Raw genomic sequence first — 16041 nt, 5'->3', positions numbered from 1 at the left:
CACGGATCCTCGGCTCAGCGGCCCAGCCGCCAGAAGATGACACCGGCCACCAGCGCCGGGACGGCAAACACCAGCAGCAGGATCGGCAGCTCCTCGCGCACCGTATAACCAGCCCGGCTGACCCCGACCCACAGATTGGCGACCGACACCAGCAGCCACGTGCCGGTGAAGGCCAACATCGCCGTCGGCAGCTGCGAGCTGCCCGCGCTCCAGAGCTTGCCGAACAACGCGAAGACGCCCAGCAACAGGAACCCGCCGACGATTACCAGAAGCACGTGCATGGTCACTCTCCCCGATGGCTGCCGTGCAGCCTATCTGCGGCCAAGTGTGCGCTGCAGTGGGTGATCGTGGATTCACTTTCCGGGGGACACGAACAATCCCGCCACCGCACGCCAGTGGCAAATGCGAACAGTTCCCATTACTATCGTGGCGCTGCGCAGGGCTGCCTTGTGTGGCCCGCCCCTTCCCGCCTGCACCGCTTTCCCGGATGTCCACGCCCCCGCCTACCCCGCCACCTGCGCTGCCGCTGGTGTCCTCGCTGGTGCGCCACTACGAGGACCTGGTGGATTACCTGCGCCGTCGCTTCGCCTCGCCCGGGCTGGCCCGCGAGGTGGTACATGACGTCTGCGTACGGCTGCTGGAGCGCCCCGCACCGGCCGATGTGCGGCAGCCGACGGCGCTGTTGCGGAGGATGGCCCATGACGCCGCGGTTGATCGTTGCCGTGCCGAGGACCTGCGCCGCCAGTCGGTGGAACCTCGAGCCGGACTGCCCGAAGTTGCCTGCGACGGTGCCGGCCCCGCCAGGCAGGCAGCCGCAGCGCAGGAGCTGGCACAGCTGGTCGACGTCATCCGTGCGATGCCCTGCCGGCGCCGCCAGGTGTTCATCCTGCACAAGATCCATGACATTCCGCAGGCTGCGGTTGCCCGTCGCATGGGTATCGGCCTGAAGGCCGTCGAGCGGCATCTGCGGTTGGCGATGCTCGATTGCCGGCGTTCGCTGGATGTGCGGGCGCTGACGTGACAGCACCCCGCCGCCCGCGCACGCCACGCCCGGACCAGACCGGCGCGCCCTCGCCTGATCGTGTGCTGGAACAGCATCGGGACACGCTCAAGGCACTGTTCCCCGTGCCCGATCCAGCGCAGCTGTATCGCCCTCATCGCAGCCGGTCGATCGGCGGGACCGTGTTCGGCCTGCTGCTGCTGGCTGGACTGGGCGGGCTCTACGCTTTCGATCCCGGCTGGCAACAGCACGATTACCAGACGGCCATCGGCGAGCGTCGCAGCGAGCTGTTGGCCGATGGCAGCCGTATCCAACTGGATGCAGACAGCCATCTGCAGGTGCGCAACCACCTGCGTTCGCGCCGCATCGTCCTGCTCTCCGGACGCGCCCGCTTCGACGTGGCGCCGTCGCGCTGGCGTCGATTCCAGGTCGATGCCGGCCCGGTGCAGGTGCGCAATTACGGCACGGTGTTCGATGTGGAGCGACGCGGTGACCGCAGCGAGATCCGCCTGTGGCGCGGCAAGGTTGGCGTACGCGTGGCCAGTCGCGATGGCGAGCAGCGCCTGCACCCTGGCCAGCAGTTGCTGGCAGGGACAGGGCCGGCACAGCAACCGCAGCCGATCGCCACCGGCAGCGGGGAATGGACCGAGGGCCGACTGCAGTTCGCGCAGACCCCGTTGGGCGAGGTTGTACGCGCCCTGCAGCGCTATCACCAGGGCGCGATCGTACTGGACGAACCCGCTCTGGCCACGCTGCAGGTTTCGGGCGTGTTTGATGGCGACCATGCCGCCACCGCGCTGGCGCTGCTGCCGGAGATCCTGCCGGTCGTCGTCCACCCCCGCGACGACGGCAGCGTGCACATCACCGCACGCCACTGAATTCCGCACCGAGGGTGGGTTGTGGCCCTGCTCATCCGGCTGTTGCATGAACTCTTCCGAAGGACCCCGCATGACCCGCATTGCCCTGCCCGCCGCCCTGCGCCGGCTGACGCCTGCCCTGCTCGCCGTCAGCCTGTGTGCCGCCCTTCCGGCGATGGCGCAATCAACCCCCACGACAGTGGACGTCCATCTTCCGGCGGCCCCGCTGCAGCAGTCACTCAATGCAGTGGCCAGGCAGAGCGGCATCCAGCTGCTGTTCGCGGCGGACAGCGTTGCCGGCCGCCAGGCGCCAGCGCTGGACGGCCGCTATGCCCCGCGCGACGCACTGCAACGGCTGATTGCTGGCCACGGCCTGAGCGTCGAGGAACGCTCGCCGGGCGTGTTCGTGATCCGCAATGCGGTCGCAACCGCGGCGCCGGCGGCAAGAGCGGACAGCCCGCGCACCGCAGCATCGCCGGCAGCCGCGACCTCGCTCGGCAGAGTGACCGTGTCGGCCTCCACCGCGCGCATGCCGCAGGGCGAGACCGCCATGCCCAACACCATCACCGTGCTCACCCGTGAGGACATCCAGCAGCAGCTGGCTCTGGGTTCGGATGTGTCGCGCGTACTGTCCTCGCAGATCCCGGCCTTCGCCCCAGCCCGCGAGAAGATGTCCAACTACGGTGAAAGCATGCGTGGGCGCGGCATCCTGTACATGGTCGACGGCGTGCCGCAGTCAACGCCGTTGCGCGACGGCTCGCGTGATTCGCACACCATCGACCCTGCGATGATCGAACGCATCGAAGTAATCCACGGTGCCAACGCACTGCAGGGCATCGGTGGCACCGGCGGCATCGTCAACATCATCACCCGCAGCGCACCCAGCGAACCGGGCGCCTTCCTGCTGGACAGCAACCTCTCGCTCACCGCTGCCTCGCCTGGCCGCCGCGATGACGACGGCCAGCGCGCTTCGGCATTGGTGGGCATCCGCGGCGAACAGTTCGACCTGGTCGCCGGGCTGGCCCATGAACGGCAGGGCCTGTACTACGACGGCGACGGCCGTGCGATCGGCACCAATGCCCAGGGCGAGCTGATGGATTCAACCTCGACCAACATCTTCGCCAAGCTTGGCTGGAACATCGCCGAAGGGCAGCGCCTGCAGTTGATGGCCAACCGCTATGAGCTGCGTGGTCTGGACAACTACCTGCCCGTGGATGGCAACTTCCGCACCGGCCGCCCGGCGACGTCGGTGCCCGGCGATACGCCGCTCGATCCGCCGATGAACCGCTCGAGCTCGCTGACATTGGACTACAGCAACGCTGATCTGCTCGGCGGCCAGTTCCTGGCGCAGGCCTTCGCGGTCGATTTCGAAGGGCGCTACGGCGCCAGCCAGTGGGACCCGTGGGGCAACACGGGCGCCAACGCCGCCTGGGACCAGACCCAAAATGAATCGGACAAGCGCGGCTTCAAGCTGACCCAGAGCTGGCGCCGCATCGGCGACACCTCGCTGGACGTGACCCTGGGCCTGGATGGCCTGCGTGACCGCACCCACCAGGTATTGTTGGCCAGTGGCCTGAACTGGGTACCACTGACCACCTACCAGAGCCTGTCGCCGCTGCTGCAGCTGCAGTGGTGGCCGACCGACCACATCATGCTGTCTGGTGGCCTGCGCTACGAAAAGGGCGAACTGGATGTGGGCGACTACACCACCCTGCCCCGCTACGGTGCACGCAAGGTGGCCGGTGGCAAACCGACGATGAGCGAGACCCTGCCCAATTTTGGTGCGGTCTGGTACATCAACGATCGCCTCAACGCCTACGCGTCGTACTCGGAGGGCTACACCGTGGCCGATGTCGGCCGTGTGCTGCGCGCGATCAATCGCGATGGCCAGCGCGTGGACAACCTGGTGGACCTGTCGCCCGTGGTGTCGGACAACCGCGAGATCGGGCTGGAATATGACGATGGTCGCTTCAGCGGCGATATCGCGTACTACTCGTCCGAATCCAAGCTGGGTTCGGTACTGGTCTATGACGCCGGCATCGATGCCTACAACGTGCAGCGTCAGGCTACGCGGGTGGAAGGCTTCGAGACCAACCTCCGCCTGCGCCTGGGCGACAGCCGCCTCGGCCTGGGCTACGCCCGCGCCAACGGCCGCTACGACGCCGATCTGGATGGTCGACTGGAAAGCGACCTGGCGGGCGTCAACATCGCCCCGAACCGGCTGACCGCGTTCTGGGAACAGCGCTGGACCTCGCAGCTCAGCACCCGCCTGCAGGCCAGCCATGCCTTCGATCGCGACTTCGACCTGCGCGGCGTACCGGTGGCCAGCTTCAAGGGCTACACCACCTTCGATCTGGTCGCGCGCTACACGCTGGACAAGAGCACTTTCACCCTGGGCGTGCAGAACCTCGCCAACAAGCAGTACATCACCTACTACTCGCAGACCACGCCATCCAACCCCAGCTATTTTGCAGGGCGCGGGCGTGTACTGACGCTGGGGTGGCAGTACCGCTACTGAGGCATGGCGCCCTTATGGGTGCCATGAATTCTATGCGTGACGGTACGAAGGAGGCCCATGCTAGTTTCTGGGCCTCCTTCATCGATGTGCTCCCATGCGCCTGCAGACCCTCGCCATCACGCTCGCTGCCCTGGCTCCCGTTGCATCCTCTGCCGCCGAACCACCGCTTCCGCAGCTGCGTGCCTACACCGTGGATGCCTCGTGGCTGCAACCGATCGCTCCGTTGCGGATTGCCGACCACACCTGGCAGATCGGCACTGAAGACCTGACCGCGCTGCTGGTGCAGACGCCGCAGGGTGCGGTGCTGCTCGACGGCGGCATGCCGCAGATGGCCGATCACTTGCTGCGCAACATGAAAGCACGCGGTGTCGCGCCGCAGGATCTGCGCCTGATCCTGCTCAGCCACGCCCACGCCGACCACGCCGGCCCGGTTGCAGCGCTCAAGCGCACTACCGGTGCGCAGATCGTGGCCAATGCCGAATCGGCGGTGCTGCTGGCACGCGGAGGCAGCCACGACCTGCACTTCGGCGACGGCATCACCTATCCGCCGGCAACGGCGGACAGGATCATCATGGATGGCGAAGTGGTCTCGCTCGGAGGCGTCGACTTCAGCGCCCATTTCGTCCCCGGCCACACCCCGGGCAGCACCGCCTGGACCTGGACCGATACCCGGGACGGCAAGCCGGTGCGCATCGTCTACGCCGACAGTCTGAGCGCACCGGGCTATCAGCTGCAGGACAACCCGCGCTACCCGCAACTGATCCAGGACTATCGTCGGAGTTTCGCCACGGTGCGCGCCCTGCCCTGCGACGTCCTGCTGACGCCGCATCCCGGTGCCAGCGGCTGGGACTACCGCGCTGGTGCCACGGCCGGCGCCAAGGCCCTGACCTGCAAGGCCTATGCGGATGAGGCCGAGAAGAAGTTCGACGCGCAGCTGGCCAAGGAAGCGGCCGGGGCACGCTGATTCTGTAGAGCCGAGCCGATGCTCGGCTTGCCGGCCGAAAGCAGCCGAGCGTGGCTCGGCTCTACACAGGCCACGTGGAAGGGTGCCGGTCAGACCGACCGGCACCGCCACTGACTGTCAGCCGCCCTGCCCGTGCTGTGCGAAGGGTTGGGTGCTGCCATCGGCCAGCACCAGCTCAACGGTATACGGCTGCACATAGCCATCCGGCATTTCCATGCCCGGTGATCCGGCCGGCATGCCCGGAAGTACCAGGCCACGCGCCGTCGGCCGCTGCTTCAGCAGGCGCTTGATGTCGTTGACCGGAACATGTCCTTCCACTACGTAGCCACCGATCTCGGCGGTATGGCAGGAGGCCTTGCCAGCCGGGACGCCCAGGCGCTGCTTGACCGGATGCATGTCATCGGTGTCGCGTACCTCCACCGGGAAGCCTGCGGCCTTCAGGTGGTCGGCCCACACGCCACAGCAACCACAACTGGCCGTCTTGTGCACGATGGCGAGCGGCAGCTCCGGATCGATCGTCGCCCCGGCCGTCACCTCTGCAGTTGGGGCCATGGCAGTTGCGGGCGAGGACGCCGCCTCTTCGGAGGCGCGCGCGCAGGCGGTGCCCAGCAGAACGCTGGTAAGCAACAGGCTCAGGGAAAGAGTGCGGTTCATATGTCAGGTTGTCCTTTGCAATCGCAGGCGCGAGCGCCTGCCACCCACACGACGGATGCGCGCGGGTCAGGTAGATGAGGGGGTACTGCAGGACGGCAGGCACGCAATGCCCGCACGCGATCAGGTGATCGGCGGACGGATCAGATGCGGTAGCGCAGGTGCGGGATGACCCGGTCGCAGCGCCTCGTCTGGCACTGCACGCAGCGGCCATGCCACAAGGCTTCGCGTCGACGGCAGCATGGCCAGGCTTGCCGGCACGCACTCGCAGCCGTCGCTGCTGCACGCGCCAGCGTCCCGCTCATCGCAGCAGGCGGGCGTGACAGCGATCGCGCAATCGGTCATCTCGTGGGAGGCATCGCAATGATCGTCACTGGCCTGACCGTTGACACTACCCGAGGCAAGCGCCAGCGCCGGTGCATTCAGCACCAGGGTCAGGAGCAGCATCAGTCGCAGCAGCAGGCCGGATATATCCACGGGCTGATGATAGCCGACGCACGACGCGCCCGTCGCCGCTGCCTGGTGTCATCATGCATGACGTTCACAGGAGCCTTTCCATGTCTGTCCGCCGCGCCGCTGTCGCCCTCCTGCTGTCGGTGCTGATGAGCCTTCCGGTCATGGCAGGCGAACGCCAATGGACCGTGCTGTCCAGCGGCGATGGTGACGACACCCATGAGCGCTGGCAGGTGAGCGCGACGCGCCTGCGTGCGCTGCCCGCATTCGACCCGGTACGCGCCGAGCCGCCACTGTCGGTGCATCAGGCCACGGCGGCAGCGCTGGCGCACGCACGCCTGCGCTACCCTGCCGATGCCTTCGTGGTCTCCGAGGTGAGCCTGCAGCGGTTTGCCGTCGGCGCTGCGCCCGACCCCGGGGACGCAGCGCGCGACTGGGTGTACCTGGTCAGCCTCGATTACAACGCCAAGGGCTGGACCCAGATGGTGCCGGTACTGTTGGATGGCAGCATCGTGCTGAGCGACAAAGAGCAACCCTAAGGTTTGGCCTATGCGGGCACGTCGACCTGCGCGCGCATCCGCACGGGAATGGATTTCGCCGCTGGCGTACCACTGATGCGATCGTAGTAATCCAGCGGCAACAGCGGGTTGAGCTCGGGGTAGTAGCCTGCCAGCGCGCCGCGTGGCATCGGATAATCCAGCACGGTCAGGCCTTCGATGCGCCGCGTCACGCCATCGTCGCTGATCGTTTCCAGGCTCACCAGTGCCTCCTTGCCGAGCCCCCGTGCCAGACGGTCTTCGATGTTCATGAACACCACCATGCGGTCGTTGTACACGCCCCGGTAGCGGTCGTTGTAGCTGTAGATGGTGGTGTTGTACTGGTCGTGCGAACGCACGGTAGCCAGCCGCAGCATCTCCGGGTCATCAACCACCGTGTTCACTTCCAGGCCCGGCATGACGAGGATGTTGGCCTTGCCGTTCGGGGTCGGCCACACGCGCCGGCGCGGTGGAATATCCAGATGGAAGCCGTGCAGTGCCTGGATGCGCTCGTTGAAGCCGGCATAGATGTCCGGATAGACGGCCGCGATCAGGTCGCGGATCGGGCCGTAATCGTGCATGTAGGCGGCCCAGTCCACCTTGCTGTCCGGCAACGTTGCCATCGCCATGCGGCAGACGATCTCCACCTCCGGCAGCACGTGCTCGCTGGCCGGCTCCAGCACGCCGCGCGAGGCCGTCACGTTGGACATCGCATCTTCGATGGTGACGAACTGCTCACCCAGTGGTGTCCGGATCCACTCCGAACGCGCCACCACCGGCAGGATCAGCGCGTCGCGACCATGCACAAGGTGACCTCGATTGAGCTTGGTGGCGATGCCCACGGTCAGTTCCAGCCTGCGCATGGCTGCGTAGGCGCGTTCGGTATCCGGCACGGCATGGATGAAGTTGCCGCCCATGCCGATGAAGACCTTGGCGCTGCCATCGAGCATCGCCGCAATCGACTCGACCACGTGGTGGCCATGTTCGCGTGGCGGATCGAACCCGAACACCTGCTGCACGCGATCCAGGTAGCGTGCCGTCGGCTTCTCGTCGATGCCGACCGTGCGGTCGCCCTGCACGTTGGAATGTCCACGGATCGGGCCAATGCCCGCGCCTGGCCTGCCGAAGTTGCCGCGCAGCAACAGCAGGTTGGCCACCTGCTGCAGCAGGCGCGACCCCTGCTGGTGCTGGGTCAGCCCCATCCCATAGCAGATGACCGTCGCGCGCGAGCGGATGTAGATCTCCGCGCAGCGCCGGATCTGCTCGTGCGCGATGCCCGACACGCGCACGATCTCATCCCAGGCCTGCGCCAGCACGTCCTCGCGCAGGGCCTCCAGGCCAACGGTGTGCTCGGCCAGGAAGGCATGATCCAGCACCTGCTCACCGTGGGCTTCACGCTCGAACATCACCTTCATCATGCCCTTGATCAGCGCCAGGTCGCCGCCGATGCGGACATGCACGAACTCGCTGGTGATCTCGGTGGAACCGAACGTGGCCATCTGCACCACGTCCTGCGGTTCGGTGAAGCGGATCAGCGCACGCTCGGGCATCGGGTTGACCGCCACGATCGGCACGCCGCGCTTGCGCGCTTCCACCAGGTTGCTCATCATCCGCGGCGAATTGGTACCGGTGTTCTGGCCCATCACGAAGATCGCCTCGGCGTGTTCGAAGTCGTCCAGCACGATGGTGCCCTTGCCCACGCCGATCACCGGCGGCAGGCCACGGCTGGTCGGCTCGTGGCACATGTTCGAGCAATCCGGGAAGTTGTTGGTGCCGAACTCGCGCACGAAGATCGAATACAGAAACGCCGCTTCGTTGGGCGTCCGGCCGGAGGTGTAGAACTCGGCCTGGTCGGGGTTGTCCAGCGACTGCAGATGGTGGCCGATCAGCGCGAACGCCTCATCCCATCCGCAGGGTACATAGTGGTCGGTGGCCGCGTCGTAGCGCATCGGCTCGGTCAGCCGCCCCTGCAGCTCCAGCCAGTAATCGGTCTGCGCCATCAGCTCGGTGACGGTGTGCTGGGCGAACAGCTCGCGGGTGATCCGGTGCTGGGTCGCTTCCCAGGCCAGGGCCTTGGCGCCGTTCTCGCAGAATTCCAGCTTCCTGCGGTGGTCGGCATCGGGGAACGCGCAGCTTGGGCACTTGAAGCCACCCGGCTGGTTCATCGCCAGCAGTGCCTTCGATCCTTTGCCGATCACGCTCTGCTGCAGCAGCACCTTGGCGGTCGCACCGGCGGCCCCCCAGCCACCTGCCGGTTGATTGTAGGGCTTGTAACGCGGCGGCTTCTGTTCGGACATGGTCGGGAACCTGCGTTGGTGGAGTGCCTGCCTGCAGTGCCGGGCCCGCGCTCAGCTGGCGTGGCCAGTCAAGCACGCCGGCAATCGCAGCGCCATGGCCCGGCAGCGGTAACTCAGACTGCCATGGCAACGGTTACCGCCGCGTCTTCACTGGATGGCTGCGCTATTCTCCGGGCGTAGCCTGCCCTTCTGCTTTGCCCAGGATGTGCCGCATGCCCGGATCGACGTTGCCTTCTCCTGCGCCCGCCGGCACGGCACTGCGCACGCTGCAACGCTGGCGCAGCACGGGGCAGTCGCAGCAGGTCGATGCGGTCGCCGAAGAAGTACCGGTGGTGATGCGCTACAACGGCGCCGCCTTCGCGGTGATGATGGCCACGCCGTGCGACCTGGAGGATTTCGCGCTGGGCTTCTCGCTCAGTGAAGGATTGATCGAACGCCCCGATCAGTTGCTGTCTGCCGACGTTCAGCCACAACTGGAAGGCATCGAGCTGAAGATGACCGTATCCGCCGACGCCCTCGGCGCCGCACTGGACCCCGACAACGGGCGCCTGCTGCCCGGTCGCGGCGGTTGCGGGTTGTGCGGCGGACGCCAGCTGGAGGACGTGCTGCGTCCGCTGCCCCCGGTAAAGGACCGCCGCTGCTATCAGACGATTGCACTGCAGCGGGCACTCGCCGGGCTGGCCCCGCACCAGCCGATGAATGCCGCCAGTGGTTCGACCCATGCAGCGGCCTGGGCTGATGCCAGTGGCCGTATCGGCTGGGTGCGCGAAGACGTTGGCCGTCACAACGCCCTGGACAAGCTGATCGGTGCGCTGCACCACAACGAACACAGCATTGATGGCGGCCTGCTGGTGGTGTCCAGCCGTGCCAGCTACGAAATGGTCAGCAAGGCGGCACGCGCCGGTGCCAGCGTGCTGGCCGCCGTCTCGGCACCCACCGCGCTGGCCATCGATCTGGCCCGCAGTGCCGGTCTGTGCCTGGTGGGTTTCGCCCGCGAAGGGGGCTTCAACGTGTATACCCATCCGGATCGGTTGCAGGGGGATGGCCAGCACGGCCACCCACCTGCCTGACCGCGCGACCTCAGCGCAGCGCCACCTTCGGGAAGTCCACCGGCACATCAAAGGCCACGTTGACGTAGTTGGTGAACAGGTTGAGCGCTACATGGGCCAGGATCTCGACGATCTGCTCGTCATCGAAACCGATCGCGCGCATCGCCTGCACGTCAGCGTCGGCAATCTGTGCGCGGTTCTCGACCACCTTCAGCGCGAAGTCCAAGGCAGCGGCGGTCGCCGGATCGCTGGACTGGCCGATCTGGGCCGCGGCCATCTGCTCGCTGCTGGCACCGGCCTTGCGGCCCAGCGCGGTATGCGCAGCCAGGCAGTACTCGCACGCATTGCGGTTGGCGATGGCCACCGCGATCTGTTCGCCCAGCAGCGGTGACAGACGGCCGCCACCCAGCGCGCCGAATGCGCCCCACATGCTTTGCAGGGCGGCGGGCGAGTTGGCCACGGCACGGAACATCGCCGGCGTAGCGCCGAAGGCGGCATGGACCTGACCCAGCAGGGTCTGGCGGTCAGGCGCGGTCGAGGTCGGATCGATCAGGGGAATGCGGGACATGGGAGTACTCCTTGCGATAGCGCCCGGAATTGGACGATGGGCGCATCGTAGGTAGACTCGCCGGACGAATAGAGCATTTATCTCCAGATATGTTGTCCATTCATCCATGATCACCTCTCCACCCTCATCCGAACCGTCCGACGACGCGCCCGACCGGCTGTCGACCCTGCTGGAGCGGTTCCGGGTACAGGCAGCACTGTTCCACTCCGGCCCGTTGTGCGGGCGGCACGTGTTCGAACCGCAGCCAGGGCGTGCCTTCCTGCACATCCTGCGCAAGGGGGAAATGCAGGTGCAGCATTCCGACGCGGACTGCATCACGCGCCAGCTGAAGGTCACCGCCCCCAGCCTGCTGCTGTACCCGCGGCCACTGCGGCATGTGTTCCTCAATGCACCGCTGGACGGTCCTGATTTCACCTGTGCCACGCTCGATTTCGACGGCGGCGCGCGCAATCCGGTCGTTCAGTCGCTGCCGCCGGTGATGGTGGTGCCGCTGTCAGCCATCGGTGAACTGGACGGCACCCTGCACCTGCTGTTCGCAGAAGCCGACCGCCAGCGCTGCGGCTCGCGCCTGCTGACCAACCGGCTGTTCGAGGTTGCCTTGATCCAGGTACTGCGTTGGGTGATCGATCATCCCGATGCGGCCGGGGTCAGCCACGGGCTGATGCGCGGACTGTCCGATGCGCGCCTGGCACGCACGCTGGTGGCCCTGCACCAGGCGCCGCAGCAGGCCTGGACCCTGCCGAAGATGGCTGCCATCGCCGGCCTGTCGCGCAGCGCTTTCGCAGCGGTGTTCAAGGACGTGATGCAGACCACGCCGGCAAGCTACCTGCTGGATTGGCGTTTGAGCCTGGCCTGCACGCAACTGCGCGCGGGGGCGGCGGCCAAGCAGGTGGCGACCGAGGTCGGCTTTGCCGACACCGCTTCACTGTCCAAGGCGTTTCGCAAACGTTTGGGGCTCTCGCCCCGCGCGTGGCTGGCGGCGCTGTAGCGCGCGACTAGTCCTTCGCAGGCTGCTCGGGAGAAAGCAGCCGGCCGATCCGCTCGGTCACCTGCACACGCACGCTCTCGTCCAGCTGGCCTTCGTACATGGCCTCGTAGATCCACAGGCCATCGGCGGCCAGCCGTGCCACGAAATTGTCCAGCGCCGCAGGGTCGTCACTGCCGGCGGTCGGTGGCGACGGCGCCCAGCGCCCCACTACCGGTGCCCACGGCCGCTCGCTGGGGAACTCAGGGTCCACCGAGTCCAGCATGAACATCAGCTCGGCACGGGTGGCACTCTGTGCCGAAACCCTCACGAAGGTCTGGTAGCGCTCCAGCGCAGTGGCCTCGCCGGCCGACTTGCCCAGCAGCGCCTCCATCGATGCTTCCCAGCTCTGCACCAGGTGCTCATCGATGCCGCGCAACAACGCTTCGCGCGACGGGAAGTGGTACAGCAGGCCGCCACGGGTCAACTGCGCCTCGGCCGCCACCGATTCAAAGGTGACCGCACGCACGCCGTCGCGGTTGATCACGCTGACGGCGGCGTCAAGGATGCGCTCGCGCTTGCTGGTTCTCATTGCCGCTATTTTACGCGATCGGCAGCGCCGTCGCGGCCACCGGCGCGTCCACGCAGCAGGCGCGCGATGATCACCGCGCCGGCCGCCAGCACCGCACTGATCACCAGCAACACGATCTGGTAACCACGATCGTAGGCCGCGGTGGCCAATGCGAACCACTCACCTTGCCCCGCGTCACGTGCCAGGTGCAACGCCTGCGTGAACCCTTCGCGCGCGGCGGCAGGAATGTCGGCCGACCCGGGCAGGAAAGCGCCATACGCCGCAGCGCTGAGGCTACCCAGCAGCGCGACCGCCAACAGGCCACCGAATTCGTAGGACACCTCTTCCACCGACGAAGCCATGCCCGCACGATGCGGCGGCACGTTGTTGAGGATGGCGGTGGACGCCACCGAGATCGCAGCACCCATGCCGAAGCCGGTGATCGCCATGCCGGCCACCACCCAGCCCAGGCCGTGCGGGAAGCCCAGCGCCACCACGCCGACACCTACCGCGCCAGCCGCAAGGCCGCCACAGATCAACGGACGCAGGCCGACCCGATGCAGCACGCTGCCGCCCAGCAACGCGCTGGGCAGGCTGCCCAGCGCCGCCACTGATACCAGCAGGCCCGCCTGCAGCGGGCTGAGGCCGGCCACCAGCTGGAATCGCTGGGTGGTGAGCAGCTGCAGCCCGGCCATCGCAAACAAGGTGAACACTGCCGAGAGGGTGCCGGCAAGGAACGCCGGGTTGCGGAAGATGGCGAAATCCAGCAGCGGATAGGGCAACTGCTGCTGGCGGCGGCTGAAGGCGAAGCCGGCGATGAGCGCCAGCAGCAGCGAGACAGCGCCCACACCGTACGAAGGCGGGGTGGCGATCAGCGACTTGATCGCCAATACCAGGCCCGACAGCGCGGCCAGGGCCAGCAACGAGGACAGCAGGTCCCACGGCCGCGTGCTGTCGCGCTGCCCTTCCGGCGCCAGCACCAGGGTCGCGATGAAGGCGACCACCACCACCGGTACGTTGATCAGGAACACCGAGCCCCACCAGAAGTGCTGCAGCAGCCAGCCACCGATGATCGGCCCCAGTGCTGCACCGACGATGGCCACCGAGCCCCAGATCGCGATGGCGATGTTGCGCTCGCGCTCTTCGTGGAAGCTGAGCCCGATCAAGGCCAGCGTGGCCGGCATCATCGCCGCCGCACCCACGGCGAGGAAGGCACGCGCTGCAATCAGCTGCGCGGCGGTCGCGGAGAACGCGGCCGCCAACGAGGCGATGCCGAACACCACCAAGCCGATCAGGAACATCCGGCGGTGGCCGATGCGGTCACCCAGCGTGCCCGCACCCAGCAGCAGACCGGCCATCACCAGCGGATAGGCGTTGATGATCCACAACGCCTGCCCGGCACTGGCCGAGAGCTCCTCGGTCAGCGTCGGCAGCGCGGTGTACAGCACAGAGTTGTCCAGCGTGACCAACAGCAGGCCCGCAGCAACGGTGAACAACAGCGACCAGCGCCGGGCGCGCGACAGGGACGGAGCGCCGTCCAAGGGCTGGGAGAGAGCCATGGGAGAACCTGGATGGGAAAAGTACGATTCAAACTATACAGGACATCCTGTATAGTTATGAGGCTTCCAGCGAGAGTCATTCAGGTTCCAGGAGGTGCAACGCTCACTTCGCCACGGCCCCGGGGCTACCTGCACTCGGCAGGCAATGCAGCGACCGCCTGTGCCACCGGGTCCTGCATGGCGCGTCCCACTCCAGCATCCAGTTCACCACGCAGATGGCCGTGCTGCCGCTGCATCTCGTCTTCGCACAGCGCACGCACCCGCGCACGGCCGTTGCTGCGCAGCGTGCTGCAGCGCCAATCCGTTCCTCCCAGCGGCAGCACCGCATAGACCACGCTGTTGCAGGCGTTGCCGGCGCGTTCGGCCAGCGGACGCCCGCCGAAGTCACGCGGCGCACTGCTGCGCTGTGGGTCGAAGTAGCTGTCCGGGAACGTGCTTGCGTACTGTTCGATATCCACCTCGACGCTGCCGCCATCGCCTGCCGGCAGGCGCAGTGGCTGGCCGCAGCCGGTGCCATCGGCGCGGTGCTGGATGTACTGGTAGATCGGGCGGTCCAGGCTCGCATCCTGCGTAGTCACCCTGCTCACCGCCGCCAGCACCGGCAGCGACGCACGGTTGGCCATGCGTGCCAGCACGCCCGCCTGCGCCGGTTCGCAGCGGTCGCGCAGCGTCGCCACCAGCAGGAACAGCAGGTCATCACGAAAGGCCTTGTCGGCAGCCAGGTGATGTTCGATGCATGCCTGCGCTTCCGCCGCCGGTGCAGGGAATGCAACGGCCGGTGGCGAGGGCGCGTGCGTTGCATTCCACAGCAGCGCCACGCCGGTCCCTGCCAGCAGCAGCACCATCAGCAGCGCGACGCTGCGTGTCCGCAGTCTTCTCATCGGCTGCCCATCATCGGCTGATCGCGGAAAGCGTCGCGGCGGCGGCGTCATAGGACGCACTGGCGATGTCCGCCTCGAAGTGCTTCACCTGCAGGCGCCCTGACAGCCGGTAGGGGTCCCACAACGCGCCCATCGTGATGGGGGTGGCCAGGGTCACATGGATGATCTGGTTCGGCGGTGGCGGCGGTACGTGGATGCACGCGCCATAGAACGGCACGAACAGCAGTTCGTCCACCTGCCCCGCGTCGTTCATCGCCAGCGGCACCACATAGCCATCCAGGTCCAGCGCCCGTCCATCCACGCCATCGACCACCGCCGACGAGCCGAACTGCTGTGCGGGTACCGGGCTGGAATGATCGATGGCTTGCCCGGGCAGTGCGCCCGACCCGGTGTCGTCGATCAAGCCGCCCACCCCATCCATGCCGTTGCCGCGCGACAGCCCGATCTGCGGCGGTGGACGCTGGAAGCTGTCCTCCGCTGGCATCAGCGCGTCCCAGCGGTCGATCACTGCAGACGCCACCGCTGGCGACGCAGCAGCGCTGCTGGCCTGTGGCTGAGGGGCATCCACGGCGGGCTGGCCACAACTCGCCAGCAGAACAACGGCAAGCACACCGGCAAGCACCTTCGCGCTACGGTTCATAAGGCCTCAATTCGGCGTCGGCCATGCTGTAGGCCGAGCCGGCAAGATCATCGTCCACGCGCTCGGCACGCAGCACCCCGGCCAGGAAGAACGGCGAGTACATGTCGGGCATGGTGATCGGCTGCGGCAGCACCACGTGCACGATCTGGTTCGGTGGCGGTGGTGGCACGTGGATGCACGCGCCGTAGTACGGCACGAACAGGAATTCGATCAATCGACCGTCTGCCGCATTGGCGAGGGGCACGACGTAGCCCGGCAGCCGCACCGCGCGATCCAGCACCGTGTCCACCGTTCGGAACGTACCGAACTGGGCCATGCGCCGGTTGCCGCTGTGCTGCACCTCCGGCCCCTCACCGCGCTCCATTGCTGCCAGCTCATCGCCCGGCAGCATCTGCAGCCAGTCCAGTTCCTGTTCGCTATCAGCACCAGCACTGCTCTGTACTGGCGACGGTTGCAGTGCCTGCACACCCGTATCGGTCGGCCGCGTGCAGGCGACCAGCAGCATTGCCGCAGCCAGCAGCAGCCATCGCACA

At 67.0% G+C, this 16041-nt stretch carries 17 protein-coding genes; 7 read left to right on the top strand and 10 right to left on the bottom strand.

The window, feature by feature from the left end; all coding sequences use genetic code 11:
- Positions 1-14: 14 nt before the first annotated feature.
- Positions 15-281 carry a hypothetical protein gene (locus HUT07_RS08710; protein WP_176020606.1) on the bottom strand — a complete coding sequence of 89 codons (267 nt, stop codon included), beginning with the start codon at positions 279-281 and terminating at the stop codon, positions 15-17.
- Between the two features lie 206 nt (positions 282-487).
- On the opposite strand from HUT07_RS08710, the gene HUT07_RS08705 reads away from it, so the two are divergent.
- From HUT07_RS08705 to blaL1, 4 genes are all read left to right on the top strand, one after another.
- Positions 488-1021, top strand: coding sequence for an RNA polymerase sigma factor (locus HUT07_RS08705; protein WP_176020605.1), 534 nt, complete (start codon positions 488-490; stop codon positions 1019-1021).
- Positions 1018-1878: a FecR domain-containing protein gene (locus tag HUT07_RS08700; protein ID WP_176020604.1), complete on the top strand. Its 861-nt coding sequence runs from the start codon at positions 1018-1020 to the stop codon at positions 1876-1878. Before HUT07_RS08705 ends, HUT07_RS08700 begins: the two co-directional genes overlap by 4 nt.
- 70 nt (positions 1879-1948) lie before the next feature.
- The gene (locus HUT07_RS08695; RefSeq protein WP_176020603.1) at positions 1949-4375 is read left to right on the top strand and encodes a TonB-dependent receptor; all 2427 of its coding nucleotides are present in this window, start codon (positions 1949-1951) and stop codon (positions 4373-4375) included.
- Between the two features lie 94 nt (positions 4376-4469).
- The gene (gene blaL1, locus HUT07_RS08690; RefSeq protein ID WP_176020602.1) at positions 4470-5339 is read left to right on the top strand and encodes a L1 family subclass B3 metallo-beta-lactamase; all 870 of its coding nucleotides are present in this window, start codon (positions 4470-4472) and stop codon (positions 5337-5339) included.
- Positions 5340-5456: 117 nt separating this feature from the next.
- Here blaL1 and HUT07_RS08685 read toward each other — a convergent pair whose 3' ends face one another.
- Both HUT07_RS08685 and HUT07_RS08680 read right to left on the bottom strand, forming a co-directional pair.
- The gene (locus HUT07_RS08685; RefSeq protein ID WP_176020601.1) at positions 5457-5993 is read right to left on the bottom strand and encodes a DUF411 domain-containing protein; all 537 of its coding nucleotides are present in this window, start codon (positions 5991-5993) and stop codon (positions 5457-5459) included.
- Positions 5994-6113: 120 nt separating this feature from the next.
- On the bottom strand, positions 6114-6467 hold the full coding sequence (locus HUT07_RS08680) for a CopL family metal-binding regulatory protein (protein WP_303246011.1): 354 nt from the start codon (positions 6465-6467) through the stop codon (positions 6114-6116).
- Between the two features lie 80 nt (positions 6468-6547).
- Here HUT07_RS08680 and HUT07_RS08675 point away from each other — a divergent pair, with 80 nt between their 5' ends.
- Positions 6548-6982, top strand: a complete 435-nt coding sequence (locus HUT07_RS08675; RefSeq protein WP_176020599.1) for a hypothetical protein — start codon at positions 6548-6550, stop codon at positions 6980-6982.
- 8 nt (positions 6983-6990) lie between these two features.
- Here the strand turns inward: HUT07_RS08675 and HUT07_RS08670 are convergent, their stop codons facing one another.
- Positions 6991-9276, bottom strand: coding sequence for an FdhF/YdeP family oxidoreductase (locus HUT07_RS08670; protein ID WP_176020598.1), 2286 nt, complete (start codon positions 9274-9276; stop codon positions 6991-6993).
- Positions 9277-9488: 212 nt separating this feature from the next.
- On the opposite strand from HUT07_RS08670, the gene fdhD reads away from it, so the two are divergent.
- Positions 9489-10346 carry a formate dehydrogenase accessory sulfurtransferase FdhD gene (fdhD, locus tag HUT07_RS08665; protein WP_176020597.1) on the top strand — a complete coding sequence of 286 codons (858 nt, stop codon included), beginning with the start codon at positions 9489-9491 and terminating at the stop codon, positions 10344-10346.
- Positions 10347-10356: 10 nt separating this feature from the next.
- On the opposite strand, the gene HUT07_RS08660 is transcribed toward fdhD, so the two are convergent.
- Positions 10357-10893, bottom strand: a complete 537-nt coding sequence (locus tag HUT07_RS08660; protein WP_176020596.1) for a carboxymuconolactone decarboxylase family protein — start codon at positions 10891-10893, stop codon at positions 10357-10359.
- Between the two features lie 106 nt (positions 10894-10999).
- Between HUT07_RS08660 and HUT07_RS08655 the strand changes: the two genes are divergently transcribed.
- Complete coding sequence (locus HUT07_RS08655) at positions 11000-11881, top strand: AraC family transcriptional regulator (RefSeq protein ID WP_176020595.1); 882 nt, start codon at positions 11000-11002, stop codon at positions 11879-11881.
- A gap of 7 nt (positions 11882-11888) precedes the next feature.
- Here HUT07_RS08655 and HUT07_RS08650 read toward each other — a convergent pair whose 3' ends face one another.
- The 5 genes from HUT07_RS08650 to HUT07_RS08630 form a co-directional block, all read right to left on the bottom strand.
- Positions 11889-12449: a TetR family transcriptional regulator gene (locus HUT07_RS08650; RefSeq protein WP_176020594.1), complete on the bottom strand. Its 561-nt coding sequence runs from the start codon at positions 12447-12449 to the stop codon at positions 11889-11891.
- A gap of 5 nt (positions 12450-12454) precedes the next feature.
- Entirely contained in the window at positions 12455-13987 is a 1533-nt protein-coding gene (locus tag HUT07_RS08645) for an MFS transporter (protein WP_176020593.1), read from the bottom strand.
- A gap of 125 nt (positions 13988-14112) precedes the next feature.
- Positions 14113-14832 (bottom strand): hypothetical protein, encoded by a 720-nt coding sequence (locus tag HUT07_RS08640; RefSeq protein ID WP_176022508.1) that lies wholly within the window; start codon positions 14830-14832, stop codon positions 14113-14115.
- 46 nt (positions 14833-14878) lie between these two features.
- Positions 14879-15508, bottom strand: a complete 630-nt coding sequence (locus HUT07_RS08635) for a DUF3299 domain-containing protein (protein ID WP_176020592.1) — start codon at positions 15506-15508, stop codon at positions 14879-14881.
- Positions 15498-16040 carry a DUF3299 domain-containing protein gene (locus HUT07_RS08630; protein ID WP_176022507.1) on the bottom strand — a complete coding sequence of 181 codons (543 nt, stop codon included), beginning with the start codon at positions 16038-16040 and terminating at the stop codon, positions 15498-15500. Before HUT07_RS08630 ends, HUT07_RS08635 begins: the two co-directional genes overlap by 11 nt.
- Between the last annotated feature and the right edge of the window lies 1 nt (position 16041).

Source organism: Stenotrophomonas sp. NA06056, assembly GCF_013364355.1.
GTDB lineage: Bacteria > Pseudomonadota > Gammaproteobacteria > Xanthomonadales > Xanthomonadaceae > Stenotrophomonas.
Note: the sequence above shows the minus strand (reverse complement) of the source record. Positions and strands in the feature narration are given on the sequence as shown.